This is a genomic window from Pseudomonas sp. DF5, assembly GCF_058148225.1.
On the sequence record NZ_JBYVYM010000039.1, the window covers coordinates 25,020 to 43,735 of the forward strand.

Here is an 18,716-nt window from a genome sequence, read left to right on the forward strand (position 1 = left end):
ACGCGTGAAGCTTACGCCGCGATATCTAGAGAGTAAACGCTGCGCAGGGGTGTTGCAGGGGGAATCTCGGGGTTCTTCAGGAAGGGTTCAGGTTGATCGCAAACCTGTGGCGAGGGGGCGGTGCGGCGTTCCGACAAGCCCCCTCGCCACAAAATCTCAGCTGGCAGTGGCCAACAACACGTCCCTCACCGACCGGCCATGCCCACGACTTTTGTCATGGTCATACAACGAGCCGGCAATTTCATCGGCGCGGATCGGCAGGATCGACAACAAGGTGTCGCTCAAGCCGTGGCTGGCCTGGCAGAAGCCCTGCATGTAGATGCCGGCCTTGCAACGCTCGTCGGTGATCAGCTTGTAATTGCGATCGACCTCGAAATCACCCAGGTATTGCTCCAGCGGCGCCAACAGTTTGCGGTGCATCTGACGCTCGTAACCGGTGGCCAGCACCACCGCGTCGTAACGACGAACCGAGACTTCTCCGGTGGCATTATTGCGCACAGTCAGTTCAATACCGCGTTCGGCGGCGGTGGCTTTTTCGACGGTGGTCAGGGTACGGAACGCATGCCGCGCAATGCCCGAGACTTTCTGCCGGTAGAAGATCCCGTAGATGCGCTCGATCAGGTCGATGTCCACCACCGAATAGTTGGTGTTGTGGTACTCGTTGACCAGACGCTCGCGTTCACTGCTGGCCTGCTGGAACACCAGGTCGGTGAATTCCGGCGAAAACACCTCGTTGACGAAGGGGCTGTCATCGGCCGGTTTGAGGGCTGAGCCGCGCAGGATCATGTCCACCTGCACCGACGGGAAGCTGTCGTTGAGGTCGATGAAGGCTTCCGCCGCGCTCTGCCCACCGCCGATGATTGCGATGCTCATCGGTTGGTTGTTCACACACGGTTGTGTAGCCATGCGCTCCAGATACTGGGAATGGTGGAACACCCGACCGTCATCCTTCAATTCCTTGAACGCTTCGGGAATGCGCGGTGTACCGCCGGCGCTGACCACCACCGAACGGGTGGTGCGCACATGCTGCAAACCCTGAGTATCACGCGAGATTACCCGCAAAGCCTCGACCTGCTGGTTATGCAGCACCGGCTCGATGGTCAGCACTTCCTCGCCGTAGCGGCTCTGCCCGGTAAATTGCCCGGCGACCCAACGCAGGTAGTCGTTGTACTCCATGCGACACGGATAGAAGGTGCCGAGGTTGATGAAGTCCACCAGACGACCGTGGTGCTTGAGGTAGTTGACGAAGGAATACGGGCTGGTCGGGTTGCGCAGCGTCACCAGGTCCTTGAGGAAGGAGATCTGCAGTTCGCTCTGGGTGACCAGGGTGTTGCCGTGCCAGCGGTAGTCCGCCTGCTTGTCGAGAAACAGCACATCCAGCTCGCCCTGGCTCGGCCCGCGCTCTTGCAGGGCGATGGCCAGGGCCAGGTTCGAAGGGCCGAAACCGACGCCGATCAGGTCGTGAACGATGGGCGATGCAATTGCCTGTGTCATTTCCAGTGTCCTCTGGATAAACCCCGCAGCGGCGGGGATAAAGCCTGGGTGACCTGACCGGCCTCTCGCGCCAGCAGATCGTCTGTTGAATAGGAACGAGGACAATGAAAAAAAATTTAACGTGGCCGATTCAAGCGACGTCCCACTGGCGCATGCGCACCCGGCAATGCTTCATGGCGTTGACGATGTGCTTTTCCACCAGCGCCTTGGAAATCCCCAGGTGCTCGGCGATTTGCGGGTGTGAAAGGCCTTCGATCTTGCGCAACAGAAAGCTCTCGCGACACAGCCGTGGCAACTCCGCCAGCGCGCGCTGGAGCATGTCCAGGCGCTGACCGTGATCGAGGCTGTTGTGAGGCGAAGGGATAAAGTAGCGCTCTTCGCTGTCGAGCACGTCCAGGGACTCGACCTGACGCAAGGCATTGCGTCGGTGGTCGTCGATCACCAGGTTGAGCGCGGTGCGATAAAGGAATGCCCGGGGTTGCTCGATCGGCGTGTCGCTGGAACGCTCCAGTACCCGCAGATACGCGTCATGCACCACATCTTCGGCCACCTGGCGGTTGCCTAGCTTGGCGTTCAGGAAACACACCAGCTCGCGATAGTAGTTTTCCAACATGACTCCCGGCCGCATGGGGGTGCGGTTTCTATCCTTGAGCCAGATCCGCGACCGCCAGGTAGGCAGTAGCACGATGATGGCGATTTCGAGTGTGTAATTTATAGTAATTCTCATATAGATTTAAAGTGCTGTTTCCATTTGCCTGCCAAATAGTGCTGTTCTATACCTGTCTGTCACTCAAAGCCTCAACGCTTAAATTCCCCGCCCCTTCCCTCGTTTACAGGACAGCTCCCCGTGTCTGTCGGCCCACCGACAGCGTTCAGCTGTCGCCAGGTTTTGCGCGCAAGTTGAATGACGGGCCGAATCCTTTTGGCCGGAACCCTGCATGAAACGTCCCCGTCACACCCGACGCGCCCTGCTTGTAGCCCTTTGTCTGATCCCCGTTATCGCCATCGCGGCCTGGCAGGTTTTGCCTGCGGGTCGTGACCGGTTCGCCACGGTCCAGGTCGCGCGCGGCGACATTGAAAGCAGCGTCACGGCATTGGGAACCCTGCAACCGAGGCGGTATGTCGATGTCGGCGCCCAGGCCTCCGGGCAGATCCACAAGATCCATGTGGAGGTCGGTGACGTGGTCAAGGAAGGCCAGTTGCTGGTGGAAATCGATCCCTCCACCCAACAGGCCAAACTCGACGCCGGGCGTTTTTCCATCGACAACCTCAAGGCGCAGCTGCAGGAGCAGCGGGCACAGCACGACCTGGCCCGGCAGAAATATCAGCGTCAACAGAACCTCGCCGCCGGCGGCGCGACACGGGACGAAGACGTGCAAACGGCCCAAGCCGAACTGCGCACCACCCAGGCGCGCATCGACATGTTCGAGGCGCAGATCCGCCAGGCCCAGGCCAACCTGCGCAGCGATCAGGCCGAACTCGGCTACACGCGCATTTACGCGCCGATGAGCGGAACGGTCGTGGCCCTCGATGCCCGCGAAGGCCAGACCCTCAACGCCCAGCAACAAACGCCGCTGATCCTGCGCATCGCCAAACTGTCGCCGATGACGGTCTGGGCCGAGGTCTCGGAGGCTGACATCGGCCACGTCAAACCCGGCATGACCGCCTGGTTCACCACGCTCAGCGGCGGCAACCGGCGCTGGAGCAGCACGGTGCGGCAGATTTTGCCGATACCACCCAAACCGCTGGATCAGACCAGCCAGGGCGGCGGCAGTCCGGCCAGTTCCAGTAAAAGCGGGACGGCCCGCGTGGTGCTGTACACGGTGCTGCTGGATGTCGACAACGCCGACAACGCGCTGATGGCGGAAATGACCGCCCAAGTGTTCTTCGTTTCCAATCAGGCAAAAAACGTCCTTACCGCGCCGGTCGCGGCGTTGCAGGGCGGCCCGCAGGCCGACAGTCAAACGGCTCGAGTGGTCGCTCAAAACGGTGAGATCGAACAACGGTCTGTGCGCACCGGCATCAGCGATCGCTTGAGGGTGCAGATCCTCGACGGACTGGCCGAAGGCGATCACCTGTTGATCGGCCCCGCCGACGGCAGCGGAGGTTGAATGCAAACGCCTCTGATCGACCTGCAGGACATTTGTAAATCCTACGGTGGCGGCGACGCGCCTGAAGTTCATGTGTTGCGCGGCATCGACCTGTCGATCCACGCCGGGGAGTTCGTAGCGATCGTCGGCGCTTCCGGCTCCGGCAAATCGACGCTGATGAACATCCTCGGCTGCCTCGACCGACCAACGTCCGGCGAGTATCTGTTCGCCGGCGAAAATGTCGCGGCACTCGACAGCGATGAACTGGCCTGGCTGCGTCGCGAGGCATTCGGTTTCGTGTTTCAGGGTTACCACCTGATTCCGTCCGGTTCGGCCCAGGAAAACGTCGAGATGCCGGCGATCTACGCCGGCACCCCAGCGGCCGAACGCCACGCCCGCGCCGCCGCCCTGCTCGACCGTCTGGGCTTGGCCGAGCGCACCGGCAACCGTCCGCACCAGCTCTCCGGCGGCCAGCAGCAACGGGTGTCCATCGCTCGCGCATTAATGAATGGCGGCCACATCATCCTCGCCGACGAACCCACCGGCGCCCTCGACAGCCACAGCGGCGCCGAGGTCATGGCGCTGCTCGACGAACTGGCGAGCCAGGGCCACGTGGTGATCCTCATCACCCACGACCGCGACGTGGCGGCCCGGGCCAAACGCGTGATCGAAATCCGTGACGGCCTGATCATCAGCGACAGCGCCCGCGACAACCCCGCCGTGCAGGCCTCGGCCAATCCCGGTGCACTGCAAGCGGTGGATTTGCGCAAGCGGCTGAGCGAAGGCAGCGAGGCCACCGGTGCCTGGAAAGGCGAATTGGTGGATGCCGTACACGCAGCCTGGCGGGTGATGTGGATCAACCGCTTCCGCACCGCCCTGACGCTGTTGGGGATCATCATCGGCGTCGCCTCGGTGGTGGTGATGCTGGCGGTCGGCGAAGGCAGCAAGCGTCAGGTCATGGCGCAGATGGGCGCGTTCGGCTCGAACATCATTTACCTCAGCGGCTCCGCTCCCAATCCACGCACGCCGCCCGGCATCGTGACCCTGGATGACGTCGCGTCGCTGGCCAGCCTGCCGCAAGTCATGCGGATCATGCCGGTCAACGGCGCCGAAGCCGGGGTGCGCTTCGGCAATCTCGATCACCTGAGCTACGTCGGCGGCAATGACACCAACTTTCCGGCGATCTTCAACTGGCCGGTGGTCGAGGGCAGTTACTTCACCGAGGCCGATGAGCGCAACGCCGCAGCGGTCGCGGTGATAGGCCACAAGGTGCGCAGCAAGTTGCTCAAGGATGTCGCCAACCCCATCGGCCAATATATCTTGATCGAAAACGTGCCCTTTCAGGTCGTCGGTGTGCTCGCAGAAAAAGGCGCCAGCTCCGGCGACTCCGACAGCGACAACCGGATTGCCGTGCCCTACTCGGCCGCCAGTGTCCGATTGTTCGGTACCCACAACCCCGAATACGTGGCCATTGCCGCGGCCGATGCGCGCAAGGTCAAAGAGACCGAAAAGGCCATCGAGCAGTTGATGCTGCGCCTGCACGACGGCAAACACGATTTCGAACTGACCAACAACGCCGCGATGATTCAGGCCGAGGCGCGCACGCAAAATACGCTGTCGCTGATGCTCGGTTCGATTGCGGCGATCTCGCTGCTGGTGGGCGGCATCGGCGTGATGAACATCATGCTCATGACCGTGCGCGAACGGACCCGGGAGATCGGTATCCGCATGGCCACCGGCGCCCGTCAGCGCGACATTTTGCGCCAGTTCCTCACCGAAGCGCTGATGCTCTCGGTGGTCGGCGGGATTGCCGGCATCGCCCTGGCGCTGATCGTCGGTGGCGTATTAGTGCTCAGCAAAGTGGCGGTGGCCTTCTCCCTGGCGGCGGTCATCGGCGCCTTCGCCTGCGCACTGATCACCGGCGTTGTCTTCGGCTTCATGCCGGCCCGCAAAGCTGCCCGGCTCGACCCGGTCACGGCCCTTACCAGTGAATGATCGATCTATGAAACCGCAACTGAGCCTGTTGACCCTTTGCCTGGTACTCGGCGCATGCAGCCACCCGTCTCCGCGCCCGGACAGCGGCATTCAACCACCGCCGGCCTGGCAATCGCCACACGATGAAAGTGCCTCCCGGACGAGTCGACAATGGTGGACGCAGTTCGGCAGCCCGCAGCTTGATCGCCTGATCGAACAGGCCCGCGTCGGCGGTTATGACCTGGCCGCCGCCATCGCTCGGGTGCATCAGGCCCGGGCCGACACGGTGATTGCCGGCGGCTCGCAGCTGCCGGAGGTCAAGGCCGGCATGAACGCCAACCGCCAGAAATTGCTGCGCGGCAACGGCTATAGCCAACTCGATGCCGACAGCAGCAACAAGGCCGTGGACTACTTTGACGCCAACCTCAGCGCCAGTTACGAAATCGACTTCTGGGGCGGCAAACGCGCGTCCCGGGACAATGCGCAATTCGGGCTGCGCGCCAGCGAGTTCGATCAGGCCACGGTTGAATTGACCTTGCTCAGCGGGGTGGCCAACAGCTACGCGCAAGCCTTGTCGCTGGATGAACAAAGTCGCATTGCCGAGCTGAACCTGGCCAATGCACAGAACGTTTTGAAACTGGTGCAGACCCGTTTCGACTCAGGCTCGGCCACCGCACTGGAACTGGCGCAACAGAAAAGCCTGGTGGCGGCGCAACAACGGCAACTGCCGCTGATTCGCCAGCAAGCCGAGGACGCCCGGATCAGCCTCGCCGCCCTGCTCGGCCGGCCGGTTCAGCAACTGCCGCCCAGCCACGAATCCTTCGATCAACTGCAATGGCCTGCCATCGATGCCGGGTTGCCCAGCGAACTGCTCAGCCGCCGCCCGGACATCGCCCGCGCCGAAGCGCAATTGGCCGCCGCCCAGGCCAACGTCACGGTCGCACGCGCGGCCATGTTGCCCGCCGTGACCCTCAGCGCCGACATCGGCTCGGGCGCCAACACGGCCAGCGATATTCTGCGCAGCCCGTTCTACAACCTCACCGCCGGGCTGGTCGCACCGATCTTCAATAACGGCCGCCTCGGCGCCGAGCGCGACAAGGCCACGGCCCGCCAACAAGAACTGCTGGAAGCCTACCGAGGCGCGATCATCAATGCTTTTGCCGATGTCGAAAAAGCCCTCAACAGCATTCGCGGCCTGGATGAGCAGCGGCAGTGGCAACGCGAAGAGCTGGACCAGGCCCAGGCCGCGTTCAACATCGCGCAAAGCCGCTATCAGGCTGGCGCCGAGGATTGGCTGACGGTGCTGGAGACACAGCGCACGCTGTACGCGGCGCAGGATGCGAATGTGCAACTGCGGTTGTCGAGGGTGCAGGCGAGCATTGCGTTGTACAAGGCGTTGGGTGGGGGGTGGCAGGTGCTTTGATCGAGGTTATCTGTCACCAAAAACTATGTGGCGAGGGAGCTTGCTCCCGTTCGACTGCGCAGCAGTCGCAAAACCTGCGCAGTCGGTTGTGATTGCAGGTTTCAGGGCCGCTTCGCGGCCCAGCGGGAGCAAGCTCCCTCGCCACAAGTGCCTGGCTTACGACCTCAGCGGTTTGACCTTCAGATTCCGCGCATACCACGGCCGTTGCGGCACTCGCCGGAACAAGTCCGCCAGTTTCTTTTCATCAGTGCCAAAGGTGATGCGCAACGCCAGCTTCATGGTTTCCGGGTCCATTTCCACCGACTTGCCGACCTGCAATCCCGGCGTGGTGCTGCAACCGTGGGTGCTCGGGCCGAGCCACGGATCATCGACTTCAACCCAGCGCCCAGGGGCGAACCAGGGCACGCCATTGACCTCAAGCCGACTGAGTTCCCCCGGATGGAAACGCTCGTGGGCGCGGAACCAGTCTTCCAGGCGATCGTCGATCCAGCCATGGAAGTGCCAGAACACCGGGTTCACGTGGGATGAAAACGGGTCACCGAGAAAATCGTTTTCCGGCGCATACCAACGCGCGGAAAAGTCCGCCGGATCCCGGGCGAAAGGCACCGGCTGACCGTTGGAGGGATCCCGTGGCACCGAGGCCCAGCGCATGTGCAGCCAGTCGTGCAGCCCCAGTTCCACCTCCGAACCGAACTGCCCCAGGGTCAGCTTCGACAGATAACGCGGGTCGCGGCAACGGGACTCCCATACCTGAAAATTGCTGTGGTAGGTCTCGGCAGTCTTGATGTCGCTGACCCACTGGGTGTACTCGGTGTCTTCGGCGGCCAGCCAGGTGGGCGGCAGCGCCGTGCCATCGAGATTGTCGAAATAGCGGGCGAAGCCCTGACGGTCGCGTTCGAGCTCCGGTTGCGGCATCGGGAAGCTCGACCAGGACGGCAGGTCCTGCATCGAACGCGCCGTGCCGAGCATGTGCCGGTGCATGAAGAAAAAGTCGATCCCCGAGCCATTACGGTCTTTGCGCGGCCCCCGGGCATCGCGCTCGTTACCCCGCGGGCCCGGCTGCCAGCCGATGCCACGCAAGGCACCTTGTTGGTCTTTGGAGAGTTTGTGCCATTTGTCCCGCGAGGCGTGCCAGAGCTGGTGGAACAAGCGGTGTTCGGCGGATATCAGCCACGCCAGCAACGGCGGATTCAGACCGACACGCTCACGGGCTTCGGGAAACAGCCGTTTGCACGCGACAAAGCGATTGTCCAGTTCCGGCAAACCGAGCGGGCGATCCAGACGCAGAATCCGCCCGCTGAGCGTGCCACTGCCGGCATTGCCGAAATCGGCCCAGACCTCATCGAGCGTGACCGCCAGCTCATAAGCCGGTGCACCGCTGGCCGATTGCCGATCGATCAGGCGCCAATACAGCTGGCTGGCGTCCGGCGATACCAGGTCGCCGATCAGCCGGTAACGCGGCTCGGCTTCACCGCGCAACTGCTGCGCGGTATCGAGGCAGCCACGCAAACCGCGGCCGCGCTGGGCGATGTCGAGAAACAGCTCCAGCCCGTGCTGCGGTAAACCGTCGAGGCCCGCTTGCGAACCTTCGAAGCGGATATCCCAGATGCCGCGCAGCGAGTTGGCCAACTGCTGACCCGCGGTGTCTGCGAGGTCGACCGTCGCCTCGCCGGGGGTGATCGTCGGGTCCGGCTTCGTCCATTCGCGATGCCCATAATAAGCCGCAGGCACGGCAGCGCCAGTCAGCGCCAGGCCTGCCATGAACCATCGTCGAGAAATCGTCATTGCCCTACCTGTGTCAGCCATGAAGCAGGCTTTATCCAAGCTAGAACGTTTGTTCGGTCCGGAAATTTAGAAGCTTCGTCGGATCGCCGCCCGGACCAAGCCTCGCTCCTACAAGTTGGTGGTGGATCACAATGATGTGGACGACACAAAACCTGTAGGAGCGAGGCTTGCCCGCGAAGAGGCCCGCAAGCTCACCTAAATTTCCCTGTCAGCCACTCGTTCCTCCCAGATAGCAAAGGCCCCTGCGCCTGCACCGGGGCGGCGAACCTGACAGAGATGGCAATGACAAAACCACGTTCGAAAAAGGCTCTTTACATCGGCCTGCCGCTGGCCCTGGCGATCAGCGCCGGCGCCAGCTTCGCGGTCTGGTATTACGGGTTCAAGGACAACCCCGGTTACCCGATCAAGGTCATGCAACAGGCCGACGAGTTGCACGAGCGCATGCTCTCCTTCGACAGCCACATCAGCCTGATGCAGAACTTCGGCACCCAGGGCAACGAAGCCGACAAGGATGGCGAGGGCCAGTTCGACCTGGTCAAGGCCAACCGCGGACGCCTGTCCGGCGCGGCCCTGACGATTTTCGGCTGGCCGGAACTGTGGAATGGCGCCAACGCGCCGCACAAGCCCACCGCCGGTTTTGTCGAAGAGGCACGCAACCAGCAGGAGATTCGCTACAAGATTATTTCCGGGATGGTCCGCGACTTTCCCAATCAGGTCGCCATTGCCTACACCCCCGACGATTTCCGTCGTTTGCACGGCGAAGGCAAGTTCGCGATTTTCATCAGCATGCTCAATGCCTACCCGCTGGGCCACGACCTGAAGCTGCTGGATCTGTGGACAGCACGCGGCATGCGCATGTTCGGCTTCAGCTATATCGGCAATAACGACTGGGCCGACTCTTCGCGTCCCTTGCCGTTTTTCAACGATTCGCCAGATGCCCTCGACGGCCTCTCGGACCTTGGCAAGCAAGCGGTACATCGCTTGAATGACCTGGGCGTGATCATCGACGTATCGCAAATGTCGACCAAGGCCCTGGAGCAAGTCGCGCAATTGAGCCGCACACCGATGGTCGCTTCGCACTCGGCGCCACGGGCGATGGTCGATATCCCGCGCAATCTCAGCGACAAGGAAATGCAGCTGATCAAGAACAGCGGCGGCGTGGTGCAGGTGGTCGGTTTCTCCCAATACCTGCGCCCGCTGACCCAGACCACCCAGGACAAACTCAACGAACTGCGCAAAGCGTTCGACCTGCCGCCCCTGCCGAACCTCGCCGTGGCATTGATGCCGGGCGACCCGGTCATCGCTGCCTGGTCAGAGAAAAAATTCGGCCAGTACGCCAGCCGTCTCTACGCGATTCTCGAAGAAGAACCCAAAGCCAGCCTCAAAGACCTCGGCGACGCCATCGATTACACGGTGCGCAAAATCGGCATTGACCATGTCGGCATCAGCTCCGACTTCAACGAAGGGGGCGGCGTCAAAGGCTGGGAAAACGTCGGTGACATTCGCAATGTCACGGCGGAACTGATCTCGCGCGGCTACTCCGAAGCGGACATTGCCAAGCTCTGGGGCGGCAACTTCCTGCGGGTCTGGGATCAGGTGCAGAAAGCCGCCAAGCCAGCGCTGATTTCACAACAAGGCACGAGCACACCATGAGCGATCGTCGCACCTTTCTGAAACAGGCCGGGATCCTCGCCGCCGGCCTGCCGTTGACTGCCGGCCTGAACAACGTCGCCAGCGCCACGCCGGTGCCCTCGCCGCCTGGGGACAAATGGGCACAGCTGCGGCAGTTGTTCGACCAGGATCCGGATTACCTGCATTTCTCCAATTTCCTGATCACCTCGCACCCAAAGCCTGTGCGTGAAGCGATCGAGATGCACCGTGCCGCCCTCGATAAAAACCCCGGGTTGGCGATGGACTGGGACCTGGGCGTGATCGAGCAGCGTGAAGAAGAGGTGCGTGTCTGGGCCGGTCGTTACCTGCAAGCCAATGCCAAACAGATCGCATTGACGGGCAGCACCACCGAAGGCCTGGCGATGATTTTCGGCGGCGTTCATGTGCGCCCCGACCAGGAAATCCTCACCACGGCCCACGAGCATTACGCGACCCACACCATTCTCGATCTGCGCACCCAACGGGACGGCACCCGGGTGCGCAAGATCAAGCTGTTCAAGAATCCGCAGACGGTCTCCAAAGCCGAGATCCTTGCCTCGATCGATCAGAACATCAAACCGCAAACCCGCGTACTCGGCATGACCTGGGTGCACTCCGGCAGTGGCGTGAAACTGCCGATCGCCGACATCGGCGCACTGGTGGACAAGCACAACCGCAATCGCGCCGACCAGGACCGCATTATTTACCTGGTCGACGGCGTGCACGGCTTTGGTGTCGAGGACTTGAGTTTTCCCGCCATGAACTGCGACTTCTTCATCGCCGGCACCCACAAATGGCTATTCGGCCCCCGTGGCACCGGCATCGTTTGCAGCCGCAGTGAACAGGTCAAATACGTCACGCCGATCATTCCGACCTTCTCCGAAGCCACGGCGTTCTCCACCACCATGACCCCGGGCGGCTACCACTCGTTCGAGCACCGCTGGGCACTGAACGAAGCCTTCAAGCTGCATTTGCAATGGGGCAAGGCCGATGTTCAGGCACGTATCCATACGCTGAACAGCTATATGAAAAAACGCCTGCAAGCGCACCCGCAGATCGAATTGGTCACGCCCCTGAGCCCCGAGCTGTCGTCCGGCTTCAGCTTCTTCCGGGTCAAGGGCAAAAACTGCGACAAGATCGCCGCCTGGCTGATGCAAAACCGCGTGATCGCCGATGCCGTGGAGCGCGACGTGGGCCCGGTGATCCGCACCGCGCCGGGGCTGCTCAACAGCGAAGCTGAAGTTGACCGCTTCATCGCGTTGCTCGGCAAACAGCTCTGATCACCAGCCCCCTCTGATTCCTTTTAACTTTTTATCGAGAGCAATGATGAACAGTGAGCTGCGTAGCTTTTCCCTGAAGACGCTCCCCGCACTGGCCTTCGCCGCCGTGGTTGCAGGCCTGCTGCCGGGCGCCGCTCAGGCCGCCGCCCCCGCCCCGCCCGGCAAAGTGTTCAAGGACTGCAAGGACTGCCCTGAGATGGTCGTGCTGCCCACTGGGACTTTCACCATGGGCACCCCGGACAATGAGGTGGGTCGTGAGCCCGACGAAGGTCCGTTGCACCCGGTGACCTTCGCCAAACCGCTGGCCATCAGCCGCTTTCAGGTGCTGGCCGGCGAGTGGGACGCGTACCTGCGCGACAGCGGTTACGTCATGCCCGACGGTGACACCCGCCCGGGCCGCGAGTGCAAGGCTGGCGTGCCGCGCTATGAACGCACGGCCAGGCATCCGGCGGTGTGCATGAACTTCCCCGAGGTCAATGCCTATGTGGCCTGGCTCTCGAAGAAGACCGGCAAGCACTATCGACTGGTCAGCGAATCCCTGCGTGAGTATGCCGCCCGTGCGGGCAGCAGCGGCCCGTTCCCCTTCCCGTTCGATGAAGGCAAGGAATACAGCATCGCCAAGCACGCTAACACCTACGGCGCCGCCGATGGCTACAACTTCACCTCACCGGCGGGCAGTTTCCCGGCCAACGCCTTCGGCGTGTACGACATGCACGGCAACGTCTACGAGTGGACCGCCGATTGCTACAACGACAACTACGTCGGCGCACCGAGCGATGGCAGCGCCTGGTTGACCGGCGAATGCACCGCCCGGCGCATTCGCGGCAATGACTGGGGCGAAGCTCCGGTGTTCTCGCGTTCGGGCAACCGCAATGCCACCTACCCCGACACCCGTGGCGACTGGCTCGGTTTTCGCGTCGCGCGGGATCTTTGAGGCTCCCACCTCCTGTCGCATGACCTGCAACGAACCCGTGCGCGGCTAAATCGCCGCCCACGGGTTTCGTCTTTCAAGCAGCCAAACTCTTGAACCTTTGCCCTTTAGCGGCACTTGAAGCGGAAACTTCCATGACCTCAAAATCCCGCGGAGCCTTCAGTGAAGTCCTCGGCCTGCTCAGGCCTTTCCGGGTCATCGTTGTAGTGTCGATCATGCTCGGCATGCTCGGTGGCCTCAGCATCACCGCGTTACTGGCGACCATCAATGACGCGCTGAACGCCGCCGACACCCCGTCGACCCGAGTGTTGGCAACGTTTATCGGCCTGTGCGCGGTGGCGTTGCTGACGTCGATCCTGTCGGACATCGGCACCAACCATGTCGGGCAGCACATCATTGCCGGGCTGCGTAAATCCCTGGGGGAAAAAGTCCTGTTGGCACCGATCGAACAGATCGAGCGCTTTCGCAGTTATCGACTGATTCCGGTGCTGACCCATGACGTCGACACCGTCAGTGATTTCGCCTTTTCCTTCGCGCCGCTGGCCATTGCGTTCACCGTCACCCTGGGCTGCCTGAGCTACCTGGCCTACCTGTCGTTGCCGATGTTTGCCTTGCTGCTGGTGGCCCTGGTGATCGGCACCGCGCTGCAATACGTGGCCCGGACCAAGGGCATCAAGGGTTTCCAGGCGGCTCGCGAAGCCGAGGACGAACTGCAAAAGCACTACAGCGCGATTGCCGCTGGCGCCAAGGAACTGCGCATCCATCGTCCGCGCCGCCAACGCATGTTCAGCCAGCGCATCGAAGGCACCGCTGACTTCATCTGCAACACGCACATCCGCGCGGTCAACACCTTCGTGGTGGCCAAGACCCTTGGCTCGATGCTGTTTTTCGTGGTGATCGGTCTGGCGCTGGCCCTGCAATCGCTGTGGCTGGGCACCGATAAAGCGGTGCTCAGCGGGTTCGTGCTGGTGCTGCTGTACATGAAGGGCCCGATGGAATACCTGGTTACCACCCTGCCGGTGGTCAGCCGCGCCAACATTGCGTTCAAGCGCATTGCCGACCTGGCGGAGCAGTTTTCCTCGCCGGAACCGCACCTGCTGCTCAGTGACAAAGACGCGCCGAAACCGGTGGTCGAGCACCTTGAACTGCGCGACGTGCATTTCGCCTTCCCGGCGGTGGACGGCAGCAAGCCCTTCGCCCTCGGGCCGGTCAACCTGTCCATCGCCCAGGGCGAGATCGTGTTTATCGTCGGCGAGAATGGCGGCGGCAAGACCACGCTGATCAAGTTGTTGCTGGGGCTGTATGCGCCGCAGGGCGGGGAAATCATCCTTAACGGTAAGCCGGTCCTGGCGCATGACCGCGACGACTATCGCCAGTTGTTCACCACGATTTTCGCCGACTACTACCTGTTCGACGAATTGGTACAAGGCGAGCAGAACGTTCCCGAAGACGCCAACCGTTACCTGGAACGCCTGGAAATCTCGCACAAGGTCAGCATCCGCGATGGCGCCTTCAGCACCACCGACCTGTCCACCGGCCAGCGCAAACGCCTGGCCCTGTTGAACGCCTGGCTGGAAGAACGCCAGGTGCTGGTGTTCGACGAGTGGGCGGCCGACCAGGACCCGGCCTTCCGGCGCATCTTCTACACCGAGCTGTTGCCGGAACTCAAATACCTGGGCAAGACCATCATCGTCATTTCCCACGACGACCGTTACTTCGATGTCGCTGACCAATTGGTGCGAATGGAAGGCGGCAAGGTCGTCGCGCAAAAAAAACCGTTGGCGACCGCCTGAACGATCCACCGCCGACTACGAGAGCCCCGATGAACGATTTGATCGATGATGATGTACTGGCGCTGTTGCTGGCCGATGCCGGTGATCAACCCCAAGGAATAACCGCCCGCGCCAACCAGCGCCCGGCGCCGCTGTCTTTCGCCCAGCAGCGGCTGTGGTTTCTCCAGCAACTGTCACCGGACAACGCCGCCTACAACCTGCCCCGTGTCATGCGCATCACCGGCCCCCTGGCGCCCCGGCGGCTGGAAACAGCCCTGAACAAGGTGCTTGAGCGTCACGATATTTTGCGCAGTGCCTTCGTCGAAATCGATGGTTGCGCAATGCAGGTGGTGGATGCGCAGGCAACACTGGTGCTCGGCCATGAAGACCTGTCGGGTTTGTCGGTCGAGGCCCGCGCCAACCGGATCGCGCTACGTATCGAGGCCCAGGCCGGCACGCCGTTCGATCTGCGTCAGGCGCCGCTGATGCGGGCGACACTGCTGCAGATTTCGGCCGACGAGCATCTATTGCTGATGAACATGCACCATATCGTTTCCGATGCCTGGTCCAATGCCATTCTGATGCAAGACCTGACACGGGCCTTTGCCCAGGCCGGCAGCGGCGATACATCACCCTTGCCCCGCCCGGCCATCCAGTACGCCGACTATGCCGCCTGGCAGCGTGGCGAATACCTGCACAGCGCAACCTGCGCCAGCAGCGCCGACTACTGGCAAAACTACCTCGGCACTCCGTTGCCGACCCTGGATATGCCGGTGGATTTCCCCCGCAGCGCGCAACACCGCCATCCGGTCGGCAAGCATGATTTCGAACTGCCGGGGTCACTTTCGGCTGCCCTGAACCGCTTCTGCCAGCAACAGGGCCTGACGCCGTTCGTGGTCGCGCTCGGGGCCTGGCAACTGTTGTTGAGCCGCTACAGCGGTCAGCAGGACTTTACCGTCGGCGTGCCGAATGCCACGCGCAATCGCAGCGAAACCCAAGCGCTGGTCGGCTTCTTTGTCAGCAGTCAGGTGTATCGCGTACGCCTTGATCCGTTGCTGTCCGCCAGCGATTTCCTGCAGCGCCTGCGCCGTGAATCCCTGGCGGCGCTGGACCACGCGGATTACCCGCTGGAGTTGAGTTTCGATGCCCTGCAATTGCAGACCAGCGCGCAAGCCAATCCACTGTTCCAGGTGCTGTTCAACTGGCGTGCCGACAGCGCAGAGCCGGCGCACATCGATCTGGACGGACTGACGCTGGAGTTCCTTGACGCGGGGTCGAGCCAGGCCAAATTCGATGTGTCACTGGACGTCACGTACTCGCCACACGGCGTGGCAGCGAGCCTGGAATACAGCCGCGATCTCTACACCCCTGCAACCATCGAGCGTCTGGCCCGGCACTGGCAGAATCTGCTCCAGGCACTGGTCGATGATCCTGATCGCGCGCTCGGCGAATTGCCGTTGCTGGCAAGCGACGAACGCCAGGTTCAGTTGCAGCGGTGGAATCCGCCCGCGTCAGCCATGCCTGAGGACGGTGTGCATCAGTTGTTCGAACGCCAGGCGCTGGCAACCCCCGATTCGGTGGCGCTGATCTTCAACGACCTTGAACTCAGTTATGCGCAGCTCAACCATGCGGCCAACGGCCTGGCCCACATCCTGATTGAATGCGGGGTCGGCCCCGAGGTGCTGGTGGGCATTGCCGTGGAGCGTTCGGCGCAGATGATTGTCAGCCTGCTGGCGGTGCTCAAGGCCGGCGGCGCTTATGTGCCACTGGACCCCGATTATCCGCAGGAACGCTTGGCCTGGATGATTGAAGACAGTGGCCTGAGCGTGTTGCTGAGCCAGCGTTCGCTGCTGGATCGGCTGCCATCGATGCCCGGCGTCCAGCGACGCTGCGTCGACGACATCGATGTCCGGGGGACGCTGCCCGCACTTGACCCGCCCTGCCGCACCACCGGCCAAAACCTCGCCTATGTGATGTTCACGTCCGGTTCCACCGGTCGCCCCAAAGGGGTCGGCATCACCCAGGCGGCGTTGACCCGTCACGCTCAGGTGGCGCTGGAGTTTCTCGGCCTGAGCGCACAGGACCGGTCCCTGCAGTTCGCCACGTTCAACTTCGACGCCTTTGTCGAGCAGCTTTACCCGGCGTTGATCTGCGGCGCCTCGGTGGTGCTGCGCGGGCCGGATATCTGGGACAGTGAAACCTGGTACCGCGAACTGCTCGACAAACAGTTCAGCGTCAGCGACCTGACCACCACCTACTGGAACATGCTGGCCAAGGACTTCGCCGCAGCCGGTCAGCGCGACTACGGTGCACTGCGGCAAGTGATCGTCGGTGGCGAAGCGATGCCACCGGAGGGCGTGGCGGCCTGGGGCAAGGCCGGCCTCGGGCACGTGAAGCTGCTGAACACCTACGGGCCGACGGAAACGACAGTCAGCACCACGGTGCTGGATTGCAGCGACTACGTGACAGGGAAAATCGCCCTGCCCAAAAGCATGCCGATCGGCCAGCCTCTGGCCGGACGGGCGATTTACCTGCTCGATGCCGGCGGCCAGCCAGTGCCGGTGGGCGTCGTCGGTGAACTGATGATTGCCGGCGACCTGCTCGCTCGCGGCTACTTCAAGCGACCTGAGCTTACGGCCGAGCGTTTCATCCCCGACCCGTTCGATGTTCAAGGCGGCGGTCGTCTCTACCGCACCGGCGATCTGGCGCGCTATCGCGCCGACGGTGTGATCGAGTATGCAGGCCGGCTGGATCACCAGGTGAAGATTCGCGGCTTCCGCATCGAACTCGGGGAAATCGAGTCATGCCTGCTGCGATCGCCGCAGGTCCGCGAGGCGTTAGTGGTTGCCCGGGAAGGCGCGATGGGTTTGCAGTTGGTCGGCTATGTCGTGGCTCAAAGCGACTCGCTGAGCGAGCAGCAACAACTCGACCTGCGCGAAACCCTCAAGGCTGAGCTCAAGGCCAATCTGCCGGACTACATGGTGCCCAGTCATCTGCTGGTACTGGCCGCCATGCCGTTGAGCCCCAACGGCAAGCTCGACCGCAAGGCCCTGCCGCAGCCCGACCTCAGCCAGACGCAGCGGCACTTCATTGCCCCCGAAACGCCATTGGAAAAGGCGCTCGCCGAACTCTGGCAAGAAGCGTTGCAGGTCGAGCGTGTCAGCCTGGACGACAACTTTTTCGAACTCGGTGGCCACTCGATTCTGGCCATTCAATTCATCTCGACCCTTAACGCGCGCCTGGGCATCAAACTGGCGCTGCAACACATGCTGGCTCACCCCAATGTCCAGGCACTGGCCAGATTCATCGCACGGGAGCATCAGCAGAATGTGCAATGCGTGATCGAACTCAATGCCTCGACAGCGTCGGCACCGCCACTGTTCTGCTTGCACCCCAGCGGCGGTATCGTGTTCTGTTATCAGCCGCTGGCGAAAAAACTCAGTGCCCATGCCCGGACCTTCGGCGTGATGCACAAGGGCTTTGCCGACAAAGACTCGAACGCTCAGACATGGGCCGAGATGATTGCCGACTACAGCGCACAGATCGTCGAGAAGCAGCCCCACGGCCCCTACCGATTGATGGGCTGGTCATTGGGGGGCGCGATTGCCATGGCCGTCGCCGCCCACCTGGAGCGCCAGGGCAAGGAAGTGACCTTCCTCGGCCTCGTTGACACCACTCTGCCGGAACGTGACCTGCCCGCCGATCTACCGCGCAAGCCTCAGGAAGAAGACAACCCGAACCACCTCAGCGCGAAAAACGAACTGCTGGCAGCACTCGAAGTCTTCAACCTGATGTTCGCGCATCTGGAACCGGCGGCGGCGAGCTTCATCGCCCGGAACCCGACGGCCGACCTCAAGGCCTTCTATCGCTGGGCCAGCGAACAGACGGCCACCGGCGAGCAAGAGATGATCGCGACCCTGGAAGGCATCAAGCAGGAAATCATGAACGCCCAGGCCTATGCGATTCACGATCGCCTGGTGGACGCGTTCAATGCCTTCTCGCTGCCGCTGCTCAAGGTCAAGGCCAGTTGCTGGTGGTCGCTGTCGCATAAAACCCTGGAGCAAGTGCGGTATTCGGAACAACTGCTCAGGGCCCACAACGTGACAGGCCAATTGCACACCTCGATCCACTCACCACTGCCGCACCGCAGCATGATCTACACCGAGTCGCTACTGGAGTCGTTTACCGAAGTGTTCCTCGGCTGCCAGGGCGAGTCATGTAGCTGACCGAGCGACGGCAAACAAAAACGCAGAAGCCATGGCTTCTGCGTTTTTGTTTGTGCTTGTTGACTGTTGCTAAATAGCGAGGGCGCAAGCG

At 62.2% G+C, this 18,716-nt stretch carries 11 protein-coding genes; 8 read left to right on the forward strand and 3 right to left on the reverse strand.

Features of this window, described 5'->3' with window-relative positions; all coding sequences use genetic code 11:
- Positions 1-156: 156 nt before the first annotated feature.
- Positions 157-1,494 carry a lysine N(6)-hydroxylase/L-ornithine N(5)-oxygenase family protein gene (locus AC30D7_RS26950; RefSeq protein WP_490136101.1) on the reverse strand — a complete coding sequence of 446 codons (1,338 nt, stop codon included), beginning with the start codon at positions 1,492-1,494 and terminating at the stop codon, positions 157-159.
- Between the two features lie 130 nt (positions 1,495-1,624).
- A complete protein-coding gene (locus tag AC30D7_RS26955) occupies positions 1,625-2,107 on the reverse strand; it encodes a sigma-70 family RNA polymerase sigma factor (RefSeq protein ID WP_019579945.1) in 483 nt (160 codons plus the stop codon).
- Positions 2,108-2,432: 325 nt separating this feature from the next.
- Here AC30D7_RS26955 and AC30D7_RS26960 point away from each other — a divergent pair, with 325 nt between their 5' ends.
- Genes AC30D7_RS26960 through AC30D7_RS26970 form a run of 3 tightly spaced genes read left to right on the forward strand, consistent with a single transcriptional unit; the run spans position 2,433 to position 6,981 of the window.
- Positions 2,433-3,605: an efflux RND transporter periplasmic adaptor subunit gene (locus AC30D7_RS26960; RefSeq protein WP_490136102.1), complete on the forward strand. Its 1,173-nt coding sequence runs from the start codon at positions 2,433-2,435 to the stop codon at positions 3,603-3,605.
- Positions 3,606-5,579 (forward strand): MacB family efflux pump subunit, encoded by a 1,974-nt coding sequence (locus tag AC30D7_RS26965; protein ID WP_490136103.1) that lies wholly within the window; start codon positions 3,606-3,608, stop codon positions 5,577-5,579. It abuts the gene before it with no gap.
- A 7-nt stretch (positions 5,580-5,586) separates the two neighbouring features.
- Positions 5,587-6,981, forward strand: a complete 1,395-nt coding sequence (locus tag AC30D7_RS26970; RefSeq protein ID WP_490136104.1) for an efflux transporter outer membrane subunit — start codon at positions 5,587-5,589, stop codon at positions 6,979-6,981.
- Between the two features lie 156 nt (positions 6,982-7,137).
- Here the strand turns inward: AC30D7_RS26970 and pvdP are convergent, their stop codons facing one another.
- A complete protein-coding gene (gene pvdP, locus AC30D7_RS26975) occupies positions 7,138-8,766 on the reverse strand; it encodes a pyoverdine maturation tyrosinase PvdP (RefSeq protein WP_490136105.1) in 1,629 nt (542 codons plus the stop codon).
- 282 nt (positions 8,767-9,048) lie between these two features.
- Between pvdP and pvdM the strand changes: the two genes are divergently transcribed.
- From pvdM to AC30D7_RS27000, 5 genes are all read left to right on the forward strand, one after another.
- On the forward strand, positions 9,049-10,419 hold the full coding sequence (gene pvdM, locus AC30D7_RS26980) for a pyoverdine-tailoring dipeptidase-like protein PvdM (RefSeq protein WP_490136106.1): 1,371 nt from the start codon (positions 9,049-9,051) through the stop codon (positions 10,417-10,419).
- Positions 10,416-11,696, forward strand: coding sequence for a pyoverdine-tailoring periplasmic protein PvdN (gene pvdN / locus AC30D7_RS26985; RefSeq protein WP_490136107.1), 1,281 nt, complete (start codon positions 10,416-10,418; stop codon positions 11,694-11,696). Before pvdM ends, pvdN begins: the two co-directional genes overlap by 4 nt.
- 46 nt (positions 11,697-11,742) lie before the next feature.
- Positions 11,743-12,630, forward strand: coding sequence for a dihydropyoverdine dehydrogenase (gene pvdO, locus AC30D7_RS26990; protein ID WP_490136108.1), 888 nt, complete (start codon positions 11,743-11,745; stop codon positions 12,628-12,630).
- 131 nt (positions 12,631-12,761) lie between these two features.
- Entirely contained in the window at positions 12,762-14,420 is a 1,659-nt protein-coding gene (locus AC30D7_RS26995; protein WP_490136109.1) for a cyclic peptide export ABC transporter, read from the forward strand.
- A gap of 29 nt (positions 14,421-14,449) precedes the next feature.
- On the forward strand, positions 14,450-18,625 hold the full coding sequence (locus tag AC30D7_RS27000; RefSeq protein WP_490136110.1) for an amino acid adenylation domain-containing protein: 4,176 nt from the start codon (positions 14,450-14,452) through the stop codon (positions 18,623-18,625).
- The last annotated feature ends 91 nt before the right edge of the window (positions 18,626-18,716 follow it).

What these genes read in the sequence shown, in the direction of transcription:
- AC30D7_RS26950 (WP_490136101.1), bottom strand. Translation starts at nt 1,494, where the DNA reads ATGACACAGGCAATTGCATCGCCCATCGTTCACGACCTGATCGGCGTC.
- AC30D7_RS26955 (WP_019579945.1), bottom strand. Translation starts at nt 2,107, where the DNA reads ATGTTGGAAAACTACTATCGCGAGCTGGTGTGTTTCCTGAACGCCAAG.
- AC30D7_RS26960 (WP_490136102.1), top strand. Translation starts at nt 2,433, where the DNA reads ATGAAACGTCCCCGTCACACCCGACGCGCCCTGCTTGTAGCCCTTTGT.
- AC30D7_RS26965 (WP_490136103.1), top strand. Translation starts at nt 3,606, where the DNA reads ATGCAAACGCCTCTGATCGACCTGCAGGACATTTGTAAATCCTACGGT.
- AC30D7_RS26970 (WP_490136104.1), top strand. Translation starts at nt 5,587, where the DNA reads ATGAAACCGCAACTGAGCCTGTTGACCCTTTGCCTGGTACTCGGCGCA.
- pvdP (WP_490136105.1), bottom strand. Translation starts at nt 8,766, where the DNA reads ATGACGATTTCTCGACGATGGTTCATGGCAGGCCTGGCGCTGACTGGC.
- pvdM (WP_490136106.1), top strand. Translation starts at nt 9,049, where the DNA reads ATGACAAAACCACGTTCGAAAAAGGCTCTTTACATCGGCCTGCCGCTG.
- pvdN (WP_490136107.1), top strand. Translation starts at nt 10,416, where the DNA reads ATGAGCGATCGTCGCACCTTTCTGAAACAGGCCGGGATCCTCGCCGCC.
- pvdO (WP_490136108.1), top strand. Translation starts at nt 11,743, where the DNA reads ATGAACAGTGAGCTGCGTAGCTTTTCCCTGAAGACGCTCCCCGCACTG.
- AC30D7_RS26995 (WP_490136109.1), top strand. Translation starts at nt 12,762, where the DNA reads ATGACCTCAAAATCCCGCGGAGCCTTCAGTGAAGTCCTCGGCCTGCTC.
- AC30D7_RS27000 (WP_490136110.1), top strand. Translation starts at nt 14,450, where the DNA reads ATGAACGATTTGATCGATGATGATGTACTGGCGCTGTTGCTGGCCGAT.